Genomic DNA, 21,050 nt, shown 5'->3' with positions numbered 1-21,050 from the left:
AATTCACAATTCACAGTTCACAATGCACAATGAAGGATGATTTTCTTCCGTTTCACTACAGAAAATCTTATAACTTATTTCTTATTGCTGCGCAATTGCACCATATATGGTGCTCAGCGAAGCTGACAACATTAAGTTTAAGATTTACCTAAGCAAAGCGAAAGGTAAATCATCCTTCACTGTACTCTGTACTTTGTACTCTGAAAAGTATTATTCTTCCTCTTCCTTAGCCTTTATCCCAATTCCAAGTTCATCAAGCTGTTTTTCATCAACTACATTTGGAGCCTCTGTAAGTGGACAGAATGCATTTTGGTTTTTAGGGAAAGTAATGACATCTTTTATATTGTCTGTACCTGCAAGGAACATTATCATTCTATCAAAGCCGTATGCTAAACCGCCGTGTGGTGGTGGTCCAAATTTAAATGCCTCAAGTAAGAAGCCAAATCTTTCCCAAGCACTTTCCTCAGTAAAGCCTAATACTTTAAACATTCTTTCTTGAAGTTTTGTATCATGTATTCTAATACTTCCTCCTCCAAGTTCTTCACCATTTAAAACTATGTCGTAAGCCTTAGCTCTGACTCTACCAGGATCACTTTCAAGGTACTGTATATCTTCATCCATTGGCATTGTAAATGGATGATGTTCTGCTTGAAATCTTCCTTCCTCTTCATTGTAAGAAAGAAGTGGGAATTCAGTAACCCATACAAATCTAAATTCATTATTGTCCTTTAGTAACTCAAGTTCTTTTGCAAGTTCTAATCTAAGTGCACCAAGTGATTGGAAAACCACTGAATTCTTATCTGCAACTATTAATATTAAATCCCCTACTTTTGCATCTAAAGTTTCTAGTATTCCTTTTAATTCTTCTTCCTTAAGGAACTTAGCTATTGGAGATTTTATTTCATCTTCCTTATAAGCTATCCATGCTAATCCCTTAGCTTTATAAGTTTTAACAAATTCTCCAAGCTTATCTATCTGCTTTCTTCCAAGGTTTGCACAGTTTGGAGCTTTAATTGCTCTTACACTTCCGCCATTGTCGATTGCTGACTTAAAGACCTTGAAATCAGAAGTTTTTACAGCTTCAGTTATATCATTAATCTCCATTCCAAATCTCAAATCTGGTTTATCTGAGCCGTATTTTTCCATAGCAATTTTCCAAGGCATTCTTTCAATTGGAAGTTTAACCTCTACTCCTGCTATTTCTTTAAACACTTTGGCTAAAAGTTCCTCATTTACAGCTATAACATCATCTTCTTCAACAAAAGACAATTCCATATCTACTTGTGTAAATTCAGGTTGCCTATTAGCTCTTAAATCTTCATCTCTAAAGCATTTTACTATTTGAAAATACTTATCGTAGCCTGATACCATTAATAATTGTTTAAAAAGCTGTGGTGACTGAGGAAGTGCATAAAACTTTCCTTTAAAGTTTCTACTTGGAACAAGGTAATCTCTTGCTCCTTCTGGTGTACTTTTAGTGAGCATAGGTGTTTCCATCTCTAAGAAACCTTTTTCATCAAGAAAATCTCTTATTACTTTTGCTGTTTTATGCCTAATTTTAAATATGTTTTGCATGTCTGGTCTTCTTAAATCCAAGTATCTATATTTAAGTCTTATGTTTTCAGCAGCATCTAAATTTTCCTTTATGTAAATTGGTGGCGTTTCACTTTCAGATAGTATTTTTACACTTTCTCCTTGAAGTTCAACCATTCCTGTTGGCATATTATGATTCGGTGCTTCTCTTTTAACAACTTTACCTGTAACTGCAATACAGTATTCTGATCTTACAAGGTCAGCCTTATCAAAAGCTTCTTTGTTTATTTCTTCACCAAATACAACTTGAAGTATTCCCTCTCTATCCCTTAAATCAACAAAGACAAGTCCTCCTAAATTTCTTTTTCTTTGAACCCATCCCATAACTGTTTCTACATTTCCTATATGGCTTTCTCTAAAATCACCACACATAATAGTTCTCTTAAGTCCGTTTAAAGCTTCTCCCATTTTTATTCCTCCTACAAAGTGACTATAAATAAACAGCTTGAATTTACAATTTTAACTTTTCAAATTGCTTATCTTTATATATATAAAGTTTCAAGAAAATTTATTTTCCCATGAACCTTTTCATCAATTCTTTTGGTGTATTCTTTTACATCTTTTAAATTGCCAAATCTCTCTATCCTGTTAGTATCTCTAAATATTATTTTGGTTACTGCATTTGCCCCAATGGCTATTATTGTCTGTTTATCTTCTATCATTTGCACATTATATATGCATTCTTTTCCTTCTAAAGAATATCCCACATTTTCCAAATTGCCAACCATATTTTTTTGCCTATACATGTAATACGGTTTCATACCTAAATTATGTGCACACTCTACTGTTTTCTCATGCATAACATTCAATTCATTTTGATCTGGAATTTTCATTTTAATATTATTTAGCACATTTTCAAACATTTTAGAACCTCTTTTAAGCGATAAACCATGTACGGTAATACTTTCCGGCTTTAATTTTAATATTTCATCACAAGTATGAGATATTTTTTCAACATTTTCACCTGGAAGTCCTATAATTATATCCATATTTATATTATCAAATCCAACTTTTCTTGACAAATTAAATTTTTCAATTACATCCTCAGCTGTATGATTTCTTCCAATCAATTTTAAAGTTTCATTATTCATTGTCTGCGGATTAATGCTTATTCTATTTACTCCATATTTTTTCATAGAAATAAGCTTTTCTTCAGTTATGCTATCTGGTCTTCCTGATTCTACAGTAAATTCTTTAACATTATTATGATTTACTAATTCAGTATATATGCTCTTCATTACTTTTTCAAACTGCTCTTCATTTACGGAAGTTGGAGTTCCTCCTCCAAAGTATATACTTTCTATATGCAGTCCTTTTCTTTTTATAAATCTTGATGTTTCCTGTATTTCATGTATCATAGCATCAATATAAGCATCTACTAAATTTTTGCAATGTTGTATTGTATCAGATATAAATGAGCAGTACAAACATCTAGTTGGACAAAATGGCATTCCTATATACACACCAACTAAATTTACATCATCATTTACAATCTTAGCTTCACTTCTTCCAACTTCAATACATAATTTAGTTTTACTTTCACTTGTAAGGCTATGATGCTTAAAATATTCTATTATCTCATCATCAGTTTTATTTTCATCAATAAGCTTTCTAGCTATTTTACTTGGTCTTATACCTATAAGCGTTCCCCAAGGAAGAATTTTACCTGTAACCGCTGTAAAATATTTAAATATACCTATTTTTACATTTGATTTATCTTTTAATGTAGTATCAAAATCATACTTATAATTTTCATTTTTTGAACTAATTATAACGAAATCTTTTTCTACATTTACATTGTAATCATATTCTTCAGAATTTGTCATTTCTACTGCTTCAAAAAACAAACTAAAAATGTGATACACGTCATATGAATAAATTTCATTATTTATTTTAATTTTTATCATTTACACACCTTACTTAAATATTTTTATAAAAATGGATTTGTACGTCTTTCATAGCCTACTGTACTTTGTTGACCATGCCCTGGGAATACTTTAATATCGTCACTCAATATCATAATTTTATTTATAATGCTATCTATTATTTGAGTATAATCTCCACCTGGAAAATCTGTTCTTCCAATAGAGTTATAAAATAAAGTATCACCTGTAAATAAAGAGTGATCAATCAAATAACTCATACCACCTGGAGTATGACCTGGTGTTTCAATACACTTAATTTCCATATTTCCAAAGATTAAAGTATCGCCTTCTTTAACAAACTTATTTCCATTTTCATTTTTACTTCCAAACATCTCTTCTTCTTTTTCTATAAGTTCTGAATCCTTCTCATTTATATAAACATCAATACCATACTTACCTCTAAAACCTTTAACAGCTGCTGTATGATCTGCATGCCCATGTGTAAGCAATATGAACTTCAACTTCGAACCAGTTTTATCAAAAGCATCTAAAAGTAGATTTTCATCATCACCTGGGTCAATTACTATACTTTCCTTCGTATCCTCATCCATTATTATATAACAATTTGTCATGTAACTACCCGCTGGTATTACATCTATTCTCATATTTATATCCTCCCTATGATATGCATAAATTATATTTTAAAATGTCTTTTTACTATCAATTAAAATAGTTACGGGTCCATCATTTTCTATAGAAACCTTCATGTATGCACCAAACATACCCGTTTCAACAACTAATCCTTCATTCCTGCAGGCTTTAACGAATTCATTATAAAGTACCTCAGCTTCTTCACCTTTAAGTGCACTCATGAAATTTGGTCTTCTACCTTTCCTGCAATCGGCATACAAAGTAAACTGGGAAACTATAAGCAGTTCCCCATTAATATCCTTTAATGATTTATTCATTTTACCGCTTTCATCTTCAAAAATTCTTAAATTTATTATTTTATCTTTAATATATTTTATATCGTCATAGGTATCACCTTCAGTAATTCCTATAAGAACATTAATACCAGCATTTATTTTCCCAATAATTTTATCTTGAACCTCTACAGATGAGGATATGACTCTTTGAACTACAGCCCTCACTTCAACACCCCTATTCCCTAACTATTAGTTCTATAAACATCTGTTACGCCAGCTAATCTTTTAAGTTTTTTCATTAATACTGATAGATGGTCTATATCTTGTATCTTCATTTTAACATTTACAAAAGCATAATTCTTTTTCGCTGTTTTTGCATTTATAGATTGCATATATATATCCATTCCTGATATAACTTCTACAATATCTGCTAAAAGTCCCTGTCTATCTTCACCTTTTATTTCAAGCTCAGCTATATAGCTTTCATTTTTAGCCTTTCCCCACTTAACTTCAATGATTCTAGAACTATCTTCCTTAATTAAGTTATTAATATTTGCGCAATCCATTCTATGAACAGACACACCCCTGCCCTTAGTTATGTATCCTATAATTGGGTCGCCTGGTACTGGTGTACAGCATTTAGCAAATCTTACAAGAACATCCGGAACTCCCTTGACTGTAATCCCAAGGTTTTGATTACCACTATCTTTTTTATTTTTCGATTCTTTACTAATTTGTTCTCTTATATCTTTAAGCGTTTCTTCGTTAGAAACAGGTATTTCTTGATGTTTTGATTTATCATAAATTTCTTTAAACCTATCAACTATCATAGAAGCAGTTACGGAGCCAACTCCAACTTCTGCATATATATCATCAAGAGAATTCATATTATACTTCTTTAATAATATTTCAAGCCCATCACCCTTGGCTATTTCGCGGAAATTAAATTCTCTTCTCTTAGCTTCTTTTTCTAAAAGTTCTTTTCCCTTAATTATATTTTCTTCTCTTTTTGCTTTTTTAAACCATGCTCTAATTTTGGTTTTTGCTTGATTACTAGTTACATAATTGAGCCATTCTATATTAGGTCCTTTTGGCAAAGTTGTAGTCATTATATCAACTATTTGTCCTGTAACAAGTTTATAATCAAGAGGAACTATTTTTCCATTAACCTTAGCCCCTACACATCTATTTCCTATATCTGTATGTATTTTATATGCAAAGTCAACTGGGGTAGCATTATGAGGCAAATTTATAACTTTTCCATTTGGTGTAAATACAAATACTTCATCTGAAAATAAATCTATCTTAAAGTTCTCCATAAATTCTTCAGCATTTGGAGTTTCTTTTTGCCAATCCAACATCTCTCTTATCCATGTTAACTTTGTGTCATAGCTTACTTTGCAGGTATCCCCCTCTTGAACTTCATTTTGTGCATTTTCTATTATACCTTCCTTATACTTCCAATGTGCTGCTATTCCGTATTCAGCAGTTTTATGCATATCATATGTTCTAATTTGAATTTCAAATGGCTTTCCCTCAGGTCCTATAACAGTAGAGTGTAAGGATTGATACATATTTGGTTTTGGCATTGCAATATAATCTTTAAATCTTCCAGGCATAGGTTTATACATAGTGTGAACTATACCTAAAACAGCATAGCAATCTTTCATCGTATCTACTAGTATTCTAACCGCCGTTAAGTCGAAGATTTGATCAATTGTTTTGCTTTTATTAACCATCTTCCTATATATACTGTAAAAGTGTTTTGGTCTTCCATCTATATCCGCATTTATTCCTGCATCACCTAAACTTTGCTTAAGTTCATCTACAATCTTCTTTGTATATTCTATTCTTTCTACTCTTTTTTCAGATATAGCCTCAACTAGCGAGTAGTATTCATCTGGTTTAAGATATCTAAATGACAAATCTTCAAGTTCCCATTTTATTTTTGACATACCAAGACGGTGTGCAAGTGGTGCATATATATCAAGGGTTTCTTTTGCCTTTTCCTTTTGTTTTAGTGCAGGCATATACTTAAGTGTACGCATATTATGAAGCCTGTCTGCAAGCTTAATTAATATAACCCTAATATCTTTTGCCATGGCAAGAAGCATTTTTCTCACATTATCTGCTTGCTGCTCTTCTTTGGACTTATACTTTATTTTTCCAAGCTTTGTTACACCATCAACTAAATCAGCAACTTCCTTACTGAACATATTTGTTACATCCTCATAACTGTAACTTGTATCTTCAATAACATCATGAAGTATGCCTGCAGTTATAGCACTTGTATCCATACCCATTTCAGCCAATATACATGCTACTTCAACAGGATGATTTATATATGGTTCACCTGATTCTCTTTTTTGAGTCTTATGTGCCTCAAGAGCAAAATTGTAAGCCTTAATAACAAACTCTTTATCTACATTGTTACAATTTTGATCAATTTTTTCTATCAAATCGGATAATTCAGCCATCTATCATACTCTCCTAAAACCAAAGGCTGGTCAAAAAACCAGCCAATTATTTTCTAATATTATATATAAGTATACATTTTAATAACCAAATTGTAAAGTTTCTCTTAAAATTTTTATACCACTATCCTACGTATTTTAACAAAAAAATTTATTTTTCTAGATATTATATTTAACTAATGACATAACATCATATTCTTTAAGCTTATCTGCACCCTTTAAATCCGTAAGTTCGATTACAAAATCAATTGATGCTACTTCTCCACCTAATTTTTCAACTAACCTTGCAACTGCTTCTATAGTTCCACCTGTAGCAAGAAGGTCATCAACTATAGCAACCTTCTGTCCTTTCTTAATTGCATCTTTGTGTATTTCAAGGACATCAGTACCGTATTCAAGAGAATATTCTTCTCTAACTGTTTCGCATGGAAGTTTTCCTTTTTTTCTAACAGGTACAAATGCTGCTCCGAGAGCATATGCTAAAGGTGCTGCAAACATAAAACCTCTTGCCTCTGGTCCAACAACTACATCTACATTTTTATCCTTAAGATGACTCGCAAAAGCATCTATAGTATACTTGTAAGCTTCTCCATCACTTGTTAATGTTGTAATATCTTTAAAGCTTATTCCATCTTTCGGAAATCCTTCAATAATTCTTATTTTACTCTTTAAATCCATTAGAGCTTCCCCCTTTAATTACGATTTTACATAATTATTTTTAATTTATATATTTGAAAAAAACATATATAGATAAACCAGTTCAACTACCAAAATCAATTTGCATCAAAATGTCCAGAAGACGGCATTTTGATACAAATTAATTTTGAAGTTTCAAGTGGTTTATCTTTAGATATACTACCTTAAAAATCAAAATTACAAATGCAAAATGTATCCTTATGATAATCTTTTCAATTCACAATATTTAAATTTAAGATTTACCTGAGAGAATCGAAAGGTAAATCATCCTTCCTTGTGAATTGAAAAACACACATGTTAATTATAAATAAACAAAATAAATTTTTCAATATGTACGTAAAATATTCTGCCTTCCATTTACTTCATTATTGAGATATTTTCCAATTTGAAGTGCCCTATAGCTATCTTTGGTTGTAAATAGTTCTACTGCAATTCTAGCGTTGTCCATTCTACCAACAGCATTTATAGTGGGCTCAACGGATGAAGCAATAAGTAATGCTGTTTCTATATTAATTTCTTCTAACTTTTTTAATTCTATAAGCGCATTTATGCCATGGTTATTAGTTGTTATCATCCTATTTAGCCCTTCATTTAAAATAACTTCGTTTTCACCATAAACATTTTTTAGTTTTGATACTATACCTATAGCCGCCAAATCCATATACTTATTTATACACTTAATTTCATAATAAGTTGAAATAGCTTCACACAATTTAAAAGTAAGCCCAGAACCAAGTAGCTCCTTAAAAGGATACTTACATCCTTTTTGGTTTGGATTTATAAGTATTATATCATCAAGTTTTTGATATTGCTTATGATAGTCCACCACAATAGCATCTATACCTAATTTTTTACACAAATTAATGCCATCCTTAGAATTTGTTCCACATCCTATAGTAACTAACAAATCTGCTCCAAAATACTTTATACTATTATTTACATGATTTATGTCAATTTCACAGCTTTCACAATATTCATCTGGTATAAAATATTCTACATCGGCATTTAAATATTTTAAAACAAGCATAATAATTGATATGCCCATTATACTGTCTACATCATAGTAACCATATAAAACTATCTTTTCCCTATTATTTATAGCCTTTGCTATTCTGTCTAATGCTTTATGCATCCCTTTCAGTAAAAAAGGATTATGCATGCCAATCAATCCTAAGTATTGTAAATTTCCTTCTGCTTTTCCCATATTTATTCCTCCGAATTTGTAGAAAACAAATATATTATAATGTATTTTGAGCTATTTTACAAATACTTTTTTGACGTAACGCATAAAAAAAACAGCCTAAGGCTGTTTTTTTTAATTCTATTTTAATTCGCTGCTTTTAATTTAGCTTTTTTTCTATCTGATCTTTTCTTAAATATTACCCATAGAGGACTTGCTATAAATATTGATGAATAGCATCCAGAAATTATTCCAACTAAAAGAGGAATAGTAAATTCTCTAACTGATGGAACAAATATATGTACTGACAACACCGAAATAACAACTGTCAATACTGTATATATAGATCTTACTATAGTTTGAGTTAAACTAGTATTAGCAAGCTCTGCAAGTTCCATTCTTCTACTCTTTTTCTGATTTTCTCTTATTCTATCAAATATAACTACTGTATCGGCTACTGAATAACCTACTACTGTAAGCATACCAGCTATAAATGGAGTATTAATTGTTATTCTAAATATAGCATAACATGCTAAAGTAATTAAGATATCATGTACTAATGAAATTATTGCAGCCAATCCAAATTTAAATTCAAACCTTATTCCTATATATATAAGTACTAAAATGTTTGCAATCACTAAAGCCATTATAGCTTTTTGTTCCAATTCCTTACCTACTGAAGCTCCTACTGTTTGGGACGTTAAATCTTTATTATTTAATTTATATTTTGATTTTAAATCATTAAATATTTTACTTTGTGTATTATCAGTAATGGAACCGCTCTTTATTTCAACAGCCTTACCACTATTAGTCTTGTTAACAGTTGCATCTTTTACGTATTTATCTACTATTTTTTGAACATCATCTCTATTAAAAGACTTATTTATATTGACATCCATAACATTTCCGCCGGCAAAATCAAGTCCAAATTCAAGGGGTTTTCCTGTTGTTGCACCATTATAAATCATAAAAGCAACACCCAAGAAAATTATTGTAAGAGATATAGTAAACCAAATTTTCGTACGTTCAATAATCTTAAGCATTATTTATCACCCCTTAAACTTACTCCAAAGTGTGAAGCTTTACTTATCATTCCTATATTAATAGCCCAACTTAAAAGATGTTTAGTAACTATAATAGCCGTAAACATGCTCACAATTACACCAGTTACAAGTGTTAATGCAAAACCTTTTACTGTTCCACTGCCAAGCGTATAAAGTACACAGCCAGATATTATAGTTGTTACATTAGAATCTATTATAGATGACATAGCTCTATGAAAACCAGCATCAAAAGCCGATTTTACTGATTTACCAAGCTTCAGTTCTTCTTTAAATCTTTCAAATATAAGTACATTAGCATCAACAGCCATTCCTATAGTAAGTAAAAGTCCTGCAATACCAGAAAGCGTCAACGTTACTCCTATTTCTACGAATACAAGCAAAACAAGATATGTGAATAAAACTAAGGCTATATCAGCCATAAGTCCTGGCACTCTGTATACAATAATCATAAATATAAATATTATACCTAAAGCAACTTCACCTGCAAGTATACTATCAGGAAGTGCAGTAGCTCCTAAAGAAGCACCAACTACATTTGATTGAACAACTTTAAGTTTTACTGGAAGTGCACCAGAATTTATTATTTCCGCTTTACTTTTTGCATCTTCCAAAGTGCTGAAACCTGTAATCTGTGCATCACCATTTGTAATTACTGAATCAACTGTTGGGGCAGTTAATTGTTGGTCATCCATATTAATTGTTATGACCTGACCCATAAATTTTTGAGTTGCTGTAGCAAATTTTTTAGCACCTGCACTTTTAAGTGTAAGATCGATAATTGGTTTTTGCGTCTGTTGATCAAGACCAGGTGTAGCTTTGCTAACATCGCTACCAGTAAGTATTACCTTTTTATCGGGTCCTACAAAAGTAAGCTTTCCAGTTTTTCCTATAAGATTGACAACTTCATCCTTATCAAACATACCTGGAACATCTATTCTTATTTTATTGTTTCCCTCTCTAGATACGCTAGTTTCGCTTACTCCAAGTTTATTTATTCTCATATTAATAAGTTCTATTGTCTTTTCTAAATCTGATGCTGTGGCCTTTCCTTGAATTTGTTCTACAACAGAAACTCCACCTTGCAAATCAAGTCCTTTTTTAATAAGTTCTCCAAATGACTTAACTCTATAGTCTCCTACATTAAGCCCAAATGCACCAACACAAGAAAGTGCCGCTATAATAAGTACACTCAATACAAGTAAAATTGTACTTTTTCTCTTCATGGTTATCCCCCTTCATTAAGCAATATAATTGCAATGTCATTATAAAATTAATAATTTATATAAAACCTTTGTTTTTTATATAATCTACACGCTTTCTAATTATACTTCTTATGATAAATACCGTCAATATAATTGAACTTATAAAAATACAAATTTAACATATTATTATCTAATTATTAACATTTAAAGTTTATTTTGACATAATCTTTGATTTTAATGCTATAGCACATTCTATTCTCTTTTTCTGCATTTTGCAGCCAATTTCATATGGAGTATTCATATCCTTATTAAAATTATAATTATTAGCCTGGCAACCACCACTGCAATAAAATCTTGCCCAACATTCTTTACATTTTGGCTTATTGTATATATGCGCATTCTTAAATTCTTTTGGTATTTCTGTATTTAACTCATCACTATATATTGTTCCCATTTTAAATTTTTCATTACCTACAAATTGGTGACAAGGATAAATATCTCCTGATGGAGTTATTGCAACATATTCATGTCCTGCTCCACATCCAGAAATTCTCTTATACACGCATGGTCCACCATTTATGTTTATGTTAAAATGATAAAATTTAAATTCATTGCCTTCCTTATGCCTCTTAAGCATTTCTGCATACAATTTGTCATATTGTTCAAAAATCTTTGGAAGATCTTCTTCTCTTAAAGAAAGTGGATCTTCTGCTGGCAAAACTACAGGTTCCACAGATATTTCATCAAAACCTGCATCTGCTAAATGCTTAATATCTTCAAAGAAATCGGTATTATTTCTTGTAAATGTTCCCCTAGCATAATATTGCTTTGATTTATCTCTCATTTCAACCATCTTTTTTATTTTAGGAAGAATTGCATCATATGATCCAGTTCCATCTCTTCTAATTCTAACGTTATCATTTACTTCTTTTCTTCCATCTATACTTAATACTATATTACCCATATTTTTATCAAGATAATCCATAATTTCATCGTTTAACAAAGTCGCATTAGTAGTCATTGTAAACCTTATATTCTTGTTATGCTCTTTTTCCTGCCCTTTAGCATATTCTACTATTTCTTTAACAACATCAAAGGCAAGCAAAGGCTCTCCTCCAAATAAGTCAACTTCAATATTCTTCCTTGGCCCACTATGCTTAATTACAAAATCAATAGCCATTTTTCCTACTTCAGCAGTCATAATTTCTCTTTTTCCCTTGTATTCTCCCTCATCTGCGAAGCAATATTTACATCTAAGATTACAATCATGTGCTATGTTTAAACATAATGCTTTTATGTATGAAGGTTCATCCCCTGACTTCTTAGCTATATTTTCATATAAATCCTCTGAGTAAAGTACTTCTTCTGAAACAAGCTCATTTATTTCTTCCAATGCTTCAGAAATTTCCTTTTCACTATATTTATCTTTTAATCTAGTTATTAATTCTTCCTTAGATTTTAAATTATCTTCATCAAGCAAATCAAAAACTAGTTCATCTACTATATGAATAGAACCGGAATTAACATCTATTACATACATTTCTCCATCTTGTACAAATTTATGAATCAAAGCCACCTTATTTTCCTCCCTAAATTAATGGCAAACAATTTAAAAACTGCTTGTCCATTTATATAACATTTAATTTAATCTTATTTCAAGTAATTTAAAGCAGTAACAAAACCAGTTACTGCTTTAATAGTTATTTACTTTCGCAAGCTAAATTTGCAACTGTGCATGAAGTCTTACATGCTGATTGGCATGAATTTGCACATTCTTTACATCCTGGTTTTTTTAAACTTTCTCTTATGTTTGATTTATTAATGCTTTTTATATGTTTCATTTATAATTCCTCCATTCATAAGCTTTCTGTATGATTATAACATAATTTGCTCTTTAAATAAAGTATTGGTACTGATTTTACGTTTAAATATTAATTCCAAGCATTCCTGAAAGAGTTCCAACTACAAGTGCCAATACAACTCTTATTACATCCCTAGCTTCAAGCTGACTATTTGAACCACAAATAATTGATATAATATAAAAAATTATAATATAAAACATACCAACTAAAAGACCATTTAGCCATCCTTTTTCTCCTGATTTTCTAGAAGAATAAATAGAACCGTACATTATACTTAAAAGAGTAGATATTAATATAACGGCATTAGTTATTCCTTCTGAAAAATGAATTTTAGTTGAAATAAAAGCAAATATTAGAATTATAACAAGTGTAAGTATAAAAGCTCTCAGTATCCCAAAAGATGCTGAAATAAATATTCTTGCATTTTTACCCAATAAAAAACACCTCCCACTTTTTATGTTTATTTCCTTATATTATTTATGTGGACAAGATGTTTTTTATTACTTATTTATATGGATAAATAGCTTAAAAAACAAAGTACAAAGTATAGAGTACAAAGTACAAAGAAGGATGATTTACCTTTCCTTACGTCAGGTAAATCTTAAACTTAACTGCTGTCAGCTTCGCTGACAGCAGTAATAAAGCGATTGCGTAAGCAATCAAAAAATAAGTTTTAAGATTTTCTGTAGCTTTGCTACAGAAAATCATCCTTCTTTGTACTTTATACTTTGTACTTTGTACTTTGGTTTAATGCTTTGCATTACTTTGCTTCTTCAGCTCTTCTTGTCTGAACATTAGCTATAGCACTTTTTTGCATTTTTAGCTTAATTTTATCTGGTCCAGTTTGAATAATAACAAAATCATCTTGTACACTTACAACTTTGCCCATTATTCCTCCACGTGTTATGATTTCATCATTTGTTCTTAAAGTTGAAATCATCTTGTTAAATTTCTTTTTTCTTCTTGACTCTGGAAGCCAAAGTACTAGATAAAATATTACAAGTAAAACTACTATATAACCTCCAATAAATAATGATGATGACATAATACCACTCCTTTTTATTAGGTTATGTTTTAAATACATGTTGATTTTTACACTTATTTAAAGCATAACTTCATTTAGTACGTTTGGCTATTTTTAAAAGAATGTTGATGTGATGTGTTGTTATTTATAAATGAACAATTATTAGGTCTATTTATAACATAAGCTCATATGAACATTCTTTTAAAATATAGCCTTTTATTAAAAATAGGGATACTGTACTCTAAATAAAGGTTTGTAAATGCAGCACCCCCATTTATCTACATTTAAAATAATTTAAGCTCTGCCATCCCAAAGTCTTAATTTCTCCGCTTTAAATTCTTCGAAATAATCACCGTCAATGGCATCTCTTATATCCTGCATAAGTTTATTGTAAAAATACAAATTGTGAAGGACACATAATCTCATAGCAAGCATTTCTTTTGCTTTAAATAAATGCCTTATATACGCTTTAGTATAATGCCTGCAAGCTGGGCAATCACATTCCTCATCAATAGGTGTATCATCTAATTCAAATTTTGCATTATTTAAATTTATTTTACCATGTTTCGTAAATACATGTGCGTGTCTACCATTTCTTGCAGGTAAAACACAATCAAAGAAATCTACTCCTCTTGAAACTGCCTCTAATATATTACTTGGAAGTCCAACCCCCATTAGATATATAGGTTTATCCTGTGGAAGATATGGAACTACTGAATCAATTATCCTGTACATTTCTTCATGTGTTTCTCCAACAGCTAATCCACCTATTGCATAACCATCTAAATTAAGTTTTGTTATTTCCTTAGCATGTTCAATTCTTATATCATCATAAACTCCACCTTGATTTATTCCAAAAAGCATTTGCTTGTTATTAACAGTTTCTGGCAGAGAATTCAATCTATCCATTTCTGCTTTACACCTTAAAAGCCATCTTGTTGTACGGGCTACCGATTTTTCAACATATTCTCTAGGTGAAGGATTTTCTATACATTCATCAAATGCCATTGCAATTGTAGATCCTAAATTACTTTGAATTTGCATACTCTCTTCAGGTCCCATAAATATTTTTCTTCCATCAATATGTGAATTAAAATAAACGCCTTCTTCTTTTATCTTTCTTCTATGTGCAAGAGAAAAGACTTGAAATCCACCAGAATCAGTAAGAATTGGTCTATCCCAATTCATAAACTTATGGAGTCCTCCTAGTTTTCTAACGACTTCATCTCCAGGCCTTAAACTCAAGTGATATGTATTAGAAAGTTCAACTTGACAACCTATTTCCTTTAAATCAATTGAAGATACTGCACCCTTTATTGCAGCTAAAGTTCCAACATTCATAAATACTGGTGTTTCTATAACTCCATGAGGTGTTATAAACTGGCCTCTTCTTACTTTACCACTTTTCTTTAAAAGTTTATACAAAATTTTTTCCTCCTCAAGCTATTTTATAAACATAGCATCTCCAAAACTAAAAAATCTATATTTTTCTTTAACTGCTGTTTCATATGCATTTAATATTATTTCTCTATTACTTAAGGCACTTACAAGCATTATTAAAGTAGATTCAGGCAAATGAAAATTTGTTATTAGTGCATCTACAATCTTATATTTGTAACCTGGATATATAAATATATCTGTCCATCCAGACTTTTCCTTAACCTTTCCATTTTCATCACCTATAGTTTCAAGTGTTCTTGTTGAAGTTGTTCCAACTGAAACTACTCTTCCGCCATTTTCTTTAGTTTTATTTATAATATCAGCACTTTCTTTTGATAAAATATAATATTCTGAGTGCATGTGATGTTCTTCAATTTTATCAACTTTCACAGGTCTAAAAGTACCAAGCCCTACATGAAGCGTTAAGAAAACTATTTTTATGCCCTTTTCTTTTATTTCTTCTAAAAGTTCTTTTGTAAAATGTAATCCTGCTGTTGGTGCTGCAGCCGAGCCTTCATTTTTCGAATAAACTGTTTGATATTTTTCTTTATCATTAAGCTTTTCAGTTATGTATGGTGGTAGTGGCATTTCTCCAAGTTTATCTAATATTTCTTCAAATATTCCATTGTAATAAAATTCTACAACTCTATTACCATCTTCTCCAATTTTTTTAACTTCAGCTTTTAATATTCCATCTCCAAATGTAAACTTAGTTCCTACTTTAGCCCTTTTCCCTGGCTTAACTAAAGTTTCCCACATGTCTCCCTGAAGTCTTTTAAGTAGTAAAAATTCTATTTTTCCACCTGTTCCTTCTTTTTCTCCAATTAATCTCGCAGGCATTACCCTTGTATCATTAAGTACCAAACAATCACCAGGATTCAAATAATTAATTATATCTTTAAAAATTTTATGCTCAATTTCCCCTGTTTTTTTGTTAAGCACCATAAGTCTGCATTCATCTCTAACATCAGATGGATGCTGTGCTATAAGTTCCTTTGGTAAATCATAATAAAAATCTTTTAATTCCAAAACTCTCCACATTCCTTCCGCTATTGTATTTTTCAATCTTTGTCATCAAACACAGAGTATTGTTTATTTTCTATATTATTATTTTTTCTATAAACTCTATTTAAATGCTTATATGCTTTTTCAGTTGCAATTCTTCCCCTAGGCGTTCTTACAATAAATCCTTTTTGAAGAAGGTATGGTTCATATACATCTTCTATAGTATCTAATTCTTCACCAACAAAGTATGCAAGTGTTTCAATTCCAACCGGTCCCCCATTAAAATTATCTACTACAGCTTCAATAATTTTGTTATCTATACTGTCAAAACCTTCTTTATCTACTTCTAAAAGTTCAAGGGCTTTTTCAGAAGAATTAACATCTATAATTCCCTTTCCCTTAACTTCTGAGTAATCTCTTACTCTTTTTAAAAGTCTATTTGCAATTCTAGGGGTTCCTCTTGAACGTCTTGCTATTTCATAAGCTGCATCTTCTTCTATTTCTATGTTTAATATTGCCGCCGACCTAACAATTATTTCTTTAAGTTCATCATCACTATAAAATTCCATTGGACACAACACGCCAAACCTATCTCTCAAAGGCGATGTTAGAAGTCCAACCCTTGTAGTAGCACCTATAAGAGTAAACTTAGGTAAATCTAATCTTATAGATTTTGCTGCTGCTCCTTTACCTATCATTATATCCAAAGCATAATCTTCCATAGCAGGATACAATATTTCTTCTACACTTCTATTAAGCCTATGTATTTCGTCAATAAACAAAACATCAAATTCAGAAAGCCCTGTAAGCACAGCTGCTAAATCTCCTGCCCTTTCAATTGCCGGACCTGAAGTTATTTTTAAATTTCCACCCATTTCCCTGGCAATTATATTTGCAAGAGTGGTCTTTCCAAGCCCTGGAGGTCCATAAAGGAGCACATGATCTAAAGCTTCCTTTCGCTTTTTAGCGGCTGTAACAAATATATTCATTTTTTCTTTTACTTTACTCTGCCCTATGTATTCAGATAATTTTTGAGGTCTTAAACTATATTCATATGAATCCTCTTGTAAATTTAATGCCGTTAAAATTCTATCTTCCACAATTCATCACCATCAATTCATAAGAAATTTCAAGCAGCTTTTTATTATATTTTCTATAGTGTCATTCTTGTCCACAATATTTAATGCCTTTTCAGCCTCTTTTTCAGAATATCCTAAAGAAATTAAAGCAGCATTAGCTTCTGACATTTTCTTAGCATTTTCAGAATCTTCAACATATGTTAAATTGCTATTTTCCAATTCTTCCAGGCTTATTTCTCCTAGGTCTATCTTATCCTTAAGTTCAAGTATTATTCTTTGTGCCATTTTCTTACCCACACCAGCTGCTTTTGTAATTGTTTTCTCATCTTCATTTACAATAGCACATTTTAACTTTTCTACAGAACATATTGACAAAAGTGATAATGCCGCTTTTGCACCTACTCCGCTTATAGTTAATAATTTATTAAACATTTCAAGTTCTTCTTTAGTAAAAAATCCATAAAGCCCTATAAAATCTTCTCTAACAATTTGGTTTAAATATACAAATACTTCCTCACCAATTTTAGGCATATCAGCCATTGTACTTCCTGACGTAAAAATTTTATACCCAATTCCATTGTTATCTATTATTATATAATCTTTATTTATGCCTATAAATTTTCCTTTTATGTATTCATACATAAAACCACCACCTATTCCAGAGTACGGAGTACAGATGACAGAGTACAGTAAATGTTGATTTTTCTCCGCTAACGCTACAAAAAATCCAAAAACTTATTTTTTATTGCTTACGCAATTGCACCACACTTAGTGCTAAGCGAAGCTGACAATATATAAGTTCTAAGATTTACCTGAGTAAAACGAAATGTAAATCTCCCTTCACTGTACTCTGTACTCCGTCATCTGTACTCTGCTTCATAAATTCTAATTTAACAGAATACATTTAGCATTTCTTATTTTGCTGTTTCAAGCGGGTTTATCTTTAATTGTATCCTGCAAGCTTTTTAGCATCATCTTTTGAGCCAAAAACTAATAATCCTTTGTTTACTAAATCCAAAGTTTCTGCTTTCAAATCACTTAACTTTTTATACGATGTAGTATTAGTATCTAAAAGTTTACCATCATTACTTACCTTGTATATATCTATAGAATTACTAACCTTACTAGGTTTTACAACAAATACTCCATCAACTTGAGTATTATTAATATAGTTATTTTTTATAATTTCAACGTTTCTATCATTATCCCAAACAACTATATATCCTTGTTTTTCATAGCTTTTAGTAAGCTGTTGCTTTGACAAATTACTTTTCTTTTCATCTTTAGAATTTGTCATTTTGCTTGATTTTAATATGTTATTTTTGGTTTCATCATTTGGATTAAATGTTACATCATAATTTTTTATAGTTATAACAAGTGTATTTCCAACACTATTATTATTGTTTTGATTTGAAACATATTTAGTCCTCTTAGCTTGTTTCTTACCTTCATTGTTATTTATAAAATTCACAATTTTATTTTTTTCATATGATAGCATATTAATTATATTATTTTTATACCCTATACAAAATGATAGCATAAAAACAAAAAAAACAATCAAAAAGGCCAATATTATTTTTTTCTTTCTTGTCATACTATCCCTCCTATTACTGGATAGTATTGACATATTTTTATTTTTTATTCAATAGATATGCTTTAATAACTTACTTATTATAAGGTTACGTGGTATATTATATATCAAATTGATCACAAATTGCAACATGGGGAAGAGAGATTAGATCAAAGTACAAAGTACAGAGTACAGAGTACAATGAAGGATGATTTTTCTTCGTTAGCACTACTAAAAATCTCAAAACTTAATGCTAACGCAATTGCACCACAAGTGGTGTTCAGCGAAGCTGACATTATATAAGTTCTAAGATTTACCTGACACGAGGAAGGCAAATCCACCTTCATTGTACTCTGAACTTTGTACTCCTATATCTTCATACCTCTAGCAATATAGAAATTGCAAGTAAAGCAGTGTATAATAATTCCATATGCTCACATCATATTTTTAGACATATAAAAAAACAATAAATCCAAATTAAGAAATAGTTTTGTGTAATACAAGGAAATATAACTTGTTAACACTGGTTATCTTAGGGTGTTACAGTGACGAAGCATTATGCAAAAATAACTAAAAGTTGGACTTGGTATCTCTTTATAGATGAACCACTGTGAAACTTGAAAATTGCAAATTACAATTTGAAAAGCAGAGTATAAAGTACAAAGTACAGAGTACAAAGAATGATGATTTACCTTTCGTTTTACTCAGGCAAATCTTAAACTTAAATGGTATCAGCTTCGCTGAGTACCATGTATGGCGCGATTGCGCAGCAATAAAAAAATAAGTTTTCAGATTTTTTCGTAGTGCTAACGGAGAAAAATCGTCCTTCATTGTACTTTGTACTCTGTACTTTGTACTTTGGCTTCTCCTCGATAAATTGTAACTTATCAGGATGAATTTGGTATTAGCAATTTCAATCTTCTCGGCTGTTTATCTATAGTTCTTATGTAATTAAAAATAAGAAAATATAATTGGGGGTTTTGCAATGCGTACAAAAACTGAAATGATGAACTTAATCATGAAAAAAGCTATTGAAGATGAACGAATTCGTGCGGTTACTATGAATGGTTCAAGGGCAAATAAAAATTCCGTACATGATCAATACAGCGATTTTGATATTGTATATTTTGTTACCGACATACGTGAATTTACAAAAGATAAAAACTGGATAAGCTATTTTGGTGACATACTTATAGTCCAGTATCCGGTGGATTGGTATTCACATCCTTATGATTATTGTGGCCATGAAGCATTTGCATTTCTTATTCAATTTACGGATGGTAACCGCATCGACCTTAATATTGTAGATATAATAAATATAGAAAATGAAAAAGATAATAATGAACCAAGGATTGTTTTGCTTAATAAAGATAATTATAAAGAATTAATTCCCATAGCTACTGAAACTGCCTTTTTTATTAAGCCACCAACAAAGATGGAATTTTATAATACCACCAATGAATTCCGATGGTTATCTATTTACATATCAAAGGGACTGTGCAGAGAAGAGTTTTATTATGCGAAATACACTTATGATGTTCTAATTATGAAAATGTTCATGAAGATGCTAAACTGGGAAATTGGAATACAGCATCAATTTAATGTGACTACTGGAAGCAGTAATAAATATTTAAAAAGATTTCTTTCTGAGACTGAAATGAAGCGCTTGCAAAACATATTTCCAAATGGTGAATATGAGGATATATGGAATAAACTATTCCTTATGTATGATTATTTTAGTGAATTAGAATCAAAAGTTGCAATCCATTTTAATTTCATATGTGATAAAAATGAAACCAAAAAAGTTAGAGATTTTCTTGCAAAAAGAAGATTAGAAAAAAACTCTATTTTAAGATAGATATACGTAACGAAAGCTGCTACACTAAAATTATTTTATACTTAAATTTTAAAAATGGGAACCTTTATTCAAAGTACAGTTGACAAAGTACAGTGAAGGATGATTTTATGTAGCAAAGCTACAGAAAATCTCAAAACTTATTTTTTTGATTGCTTACGCAATCGCGTCATTACTGGTGTTAGCAAAGCTAACACCAGTTAAGTTTAAGATTT

At 30.6% G+C, this 21,050-nt stretch carries 19 protein-coding genes; 1 reads left to right on the top strand and 18 read right to left on the bottom strand.

Annotated features, from left to right (window positions below):
- Positions 1–210: 210 nt before the first annotated feature.
- The 18 genes from aspS to CUEA01_RS05195 all read right to left on the bottom strand — a co-directional run bounded on the left by aspS (position 211) and on the right by CUEA01_RS05195 (position 19,004).
- A complete protein-coding gene (gene aspS / locus CUEA01_RS05280; protein ID WP_234119446.1) occupies positions 211–2,001 on the bottom strand; it encodes an aspartate--tRNA ligase in 1,791 nt (596 codons plus the stop codon).
- A gap of 74 nt (positions 2,002–2,075) precedes the next feature.
- Positions 2,076–3,500: a coproporphyrinogen III oxidase gene (locus tag CUEA01_RS05275; protein ID WP_234119437.1), complete on the bottom strand. Its 1,425-nt coding sequence runs from the start codon at positions 3,498–3,500 to the stop codon at positions 2,076–2,078.
- A 23-nt stretch (positions 3,501–3,523) separates the two neighbouring features.
- A complete protein-coding gene (locus tag CUEA01_RS05270) occupies positions 3,524–4,123 on the bottom strand; it encodes an MBL fold metallo-hydrolase (protein ID WP_234119435.1) in 600 nt (199 codons plus the stop codon).
- A gap of 36 nt (positions 4,124–4,159) precedes the next feature.
- Complete coding sequence (gene dtd, locus CUEA01_RS05265) at positions 4,160–4,609, bottom strand: D-aminoacyl-tRNA deacylase (protein ID WP_234119432.1); 450 nt, start codon at positions 4,607–4,609, stop codon at positions 4,160–4,162.
- 17 nt (positions 4,610–4,626) lie between these two features.
- Positions 4,627–6,861: a RelA/SpoT family protein gene (locus CUEA01_RS05260; RefSeq protein ID WP_234119416.1), complete on the bottom strand. Its 2,235-nt coding sequence runs from the start codon at positions 6,859–6,861 to the stop codon at positions 4,627–4,629.
- Positions 6,862–7,017: 156 nt separating this feature from the next.
- Positions 7,018–7,536 carry an adenine phosphoribosyltransferase gene (locus tag CUEA01_RS05255; RefSeq protein ID WP_234119414.1) on the bottom strand — a complete coding sequence of 173 codons (519 nt, stop codon included), beginning with the start codon at positions 7,534–7,536 and terminating at the stop codon, positions 7,018–7,020.
- 343 nt (positions 7,537–7,879) lie between these two features.
- Positions 7,880–8,758: a DHH family phosphoesterase gene (locus CUEA01_RS05250; protein WP_234119412.1), complete on the bottom strand. Its 879-nt coding sequence runs from the start codon at positions 8,756–8,758 to the stop codon at positions 7,880–7,882.
- 122 nt (positions 8,759–8,880) lie between these two features.
- Complete coding sequence (gene secF / locus CUEA01_RS05245) at positions 8,881–9,777, bottom strand: protein translocase subunit SecF (protein ID WP_234119410.1); 897 nt, start codon at positions 9,775–9,777, stop codon at positions 8,881–8,883.
- Entirely contained in the window at positions 9,777–11,021 is a 1,245-nt protein-coding gene (secD, locus tag CUEA01_RS05240) for a protein translocase subunit SecD (RefSeq protein WP_234119408.1), read from the bottom strand. Before secD ends, secF begins: the two co-directional genes overlap by 1 nt.
- A gap of 190 nt (positions 11,022–11,211) precedes the next feature.
- Positions 11,212–12,576: a thioether cross-link-forming SCIFF peptide maturase gene (gene scfB / locus CUEA01_RS05235; RefSeq protein ID WP_234119399.1), complete on the bottom strand. Its 1,365-nt coding sequence runs from the start codon at positions 12,574–12,576 to the stop codon at positions 11,212–11,214.
- Between the two features lie 124 nt (positions 12,577–12,700).
- The gene (gene scfA, locus CUEA01_RS05230) at positions 12,701–12,841 is read right to left on the bottom strand and encodes a six-cysteine ranthipeptide SCIFF (protein ID WP_234119391.1); all 141 of its coding nucleotides are present in this window, start codon (positions 12,839–12,841) and stop codon (positions 12,701–12,703) included.
- An 83-nt stretch (positions 12,842–12,924) separates the two neighbouring features.
- Entirely contained in the window at positions 12,925–13,296 is a 372-nt protein-coding gene (locus tag CUEA01_RS05225) for a TIGR04086 family membrane protein (RefSeq protein ID WP_234119382.1), read from the bottom strand.
- Positions 13,297–13,622: 326 nt separating this feature from the next.
- A complete protein-coding gene (gene yajC / locus CUEA01_RS05220) occupies positions 13,623–13,907 on the bottom strand; it encodes a preprotein translocase subunit YajC (RefSeq protein ID WP_234119380.1) in 285 nt (94 codons plus the stop codon).
- 273 nt (positions 13,908–14,180) lie between these two features.
- The gene (gene tgt, locus CUEA01_RS05215; protein ID WP_234119378.1) at positions 14,181–15,311 is read right to left on the bottom strand and encodes a tRNA guanosine(34) transglycosylase Tgt; all 1,131 of its coding nucleotides are present in this window, start codon (positions 15,309–15,311) and stop codon (positions 14,181–14,183) included.
- An 18-nt stretch (positions 15,312–15,329) separates the two neighbouring features.
- Complete coding sequence (queA, locus tag CUEA01_RS05210) at positions 15,330–16,355, bottom strand: tRNA preQ1(34) S-adenosylmethionine ribosyltransferase-isomerase QueA (protein ID WP_234122124.1); 1,026 nt, start codon at positions 16,353–16,355, stop codon at positions 15,330–15,332.
- A 32-nt stretch (positions 16,356–16,387) separates the two neighbouring features.
- The gene (gene ruvB / locus CUEA01_RS05205) at positions 16,388–17,431 is read right to left on the bottom strand and encodes a Holliday junction branch migration DNA helicase RuvB (RefSeq protein ID WP_234119376.1); all 1,044 of its coding nucleotides are present in this window, start codon (positions 17,429–17,431) and stop codon (positions 16,388–16,390) included.
- 12 nt (positions 17,432–17,443) lie between these two features.
- Positions 17,444–18,052 carry a Holliday junction branch migration protein RuvA gene (gene ruvA, locus CUEA01_RS05200; protein WP_234119374.1) on the bottom strand — a complete coding sequence of 203 codons (609 nt, stop codon included), beginning with the start codon at positions 18,050–18,052 and terminating at the stop codon, positions 17,444–17,446.
- 301 nt (positions 18,053–18,353) lie between these two features.
- On the bottom strand, positions 18,354–19,004 hold the full coding sequence (locus CUEA01_RS05195; protein WP_234119372.1) for a hypothetical protein: 651 nt from the start codon (positions 19,002–19,004) through the stop codon (positions 18,354–18,356).
- A 961-nt stretch (positions 19,005–19,965) separates the two neighbouring features.
- Here CUEA01_RS05195 and CUEA01_RS05190 point away from each other — a divergent pair.
- Positions 19,966–20,838 carry an aminoglycoside 6-adenylyltransferase gene (locus CUEA01_RS05190; protein WP_234119371.1) on the top strand — a complete coding sequence of 291 codons (873 nt, stop codon included), beginning with the start codon at positions 19,966–19,968 and terminating at the stop codon, positions 20,836–20,838.
- Positions 20,839–21,050 lie beyond the last annotated feature (212 nt).

The sequence above is a fragment of the Clostridium hydrogenum genome, from assembly GCF_021432385.1.
In the GTDB taxonomy this organism is placed as follows: Bacteria; Bacillota; Clostridia; order Clostridiales; family Clostridiaceae; genus Clostridium_S; species Clostridium_S hydrogenum.
This window is presented reverse-complemented; position numbering and strand designations above follow the sequence as displayed.

Coding starts and splice junctions, on each gene's coding strand:
- aspS (WP_234119446.1), bottom strand. CDS start 2,001: ATGGGAGAAGCTTTAAACGGACTTAAGAGAACTATTATGTGTGGTGAT.
- CUEA01_RS05275 (WP_234119437.1), bottom strand. CDS start 3,500: ATGATAAAAATTAAAATAAATAATGAAATTTATTCATATGACGTGTAT.
- CUEA01_RS05270 (WP_234119435.1), bottom strand. CDS start 4,123: ATGAGAATAGATGTAATACCAGCGGGTAGTTACATGACAAATTGTTAT.
- CUEA01_RS05260 (WP_234119416.1), bottom strand. CDS start 6,861: ATGGCTGAATTATCCGATTTGATAGAAAAAATTGATCAAAATTGTAAC.
- CUEA01_RS05255 (WP_234119414.1), bottom strand. CDS start 7,536: ATGGATTTAAAGAGTAAAATAAGAATTATTGAAGGATTTCCGAAAGAT.
- CUEA01_RS05250 (WP_234119412.1), bottom strand. CDS start 8,758: ATGGGAAAAGCAGAAGGAAATTTACAATACTTAGGATTGATTGGCATG.
- secF (WP_234119410.1), bottom strand. CDS start 9,777: ATGCTTAAGATTATTGAACGTACGAAAATTTGGTTTACTATATCTCTT.
- secD (WP_234119408.1), bottom strand. CDS start 11,021: ATGAAGAGAAAAAGTACAATTTTACTTGTATTGAGTGTACTTATTATA.
- scfA (WP_234119391.1), bottom strand. CDS start 12,841: ATGAAACATATAAAAAGCATTAATAAATCAAACATAAGAGAAAGTTTA.
- yajC (WP_234119380.1), bottom strand. CDS start 13,907: ATGTCATCATCATTATTTATTGGAGGTTATATAGTAGTTTTACTTGTA.
- ruvA (WP_234119374.1), bottom strand. CDS start 18,052: ATGTATGAATACATAAAAGGAAAATTTATAGGCATAAATAAAGATTAT.
- CUEA01_RS05195 (WP_234119372.1), bottom strand. CDS start 19,004: ATGACAAGAAAGAAAAAAATAATATTGGCCTTTTTGATTGTTTTTTTT.
- CUEA01_RS05190 (WP_234119371.1), top strand. CDS start 19,966: ATGCGTACAAAAACTGAAATGATGAACTTAATCATGAAAAAAGCTATT.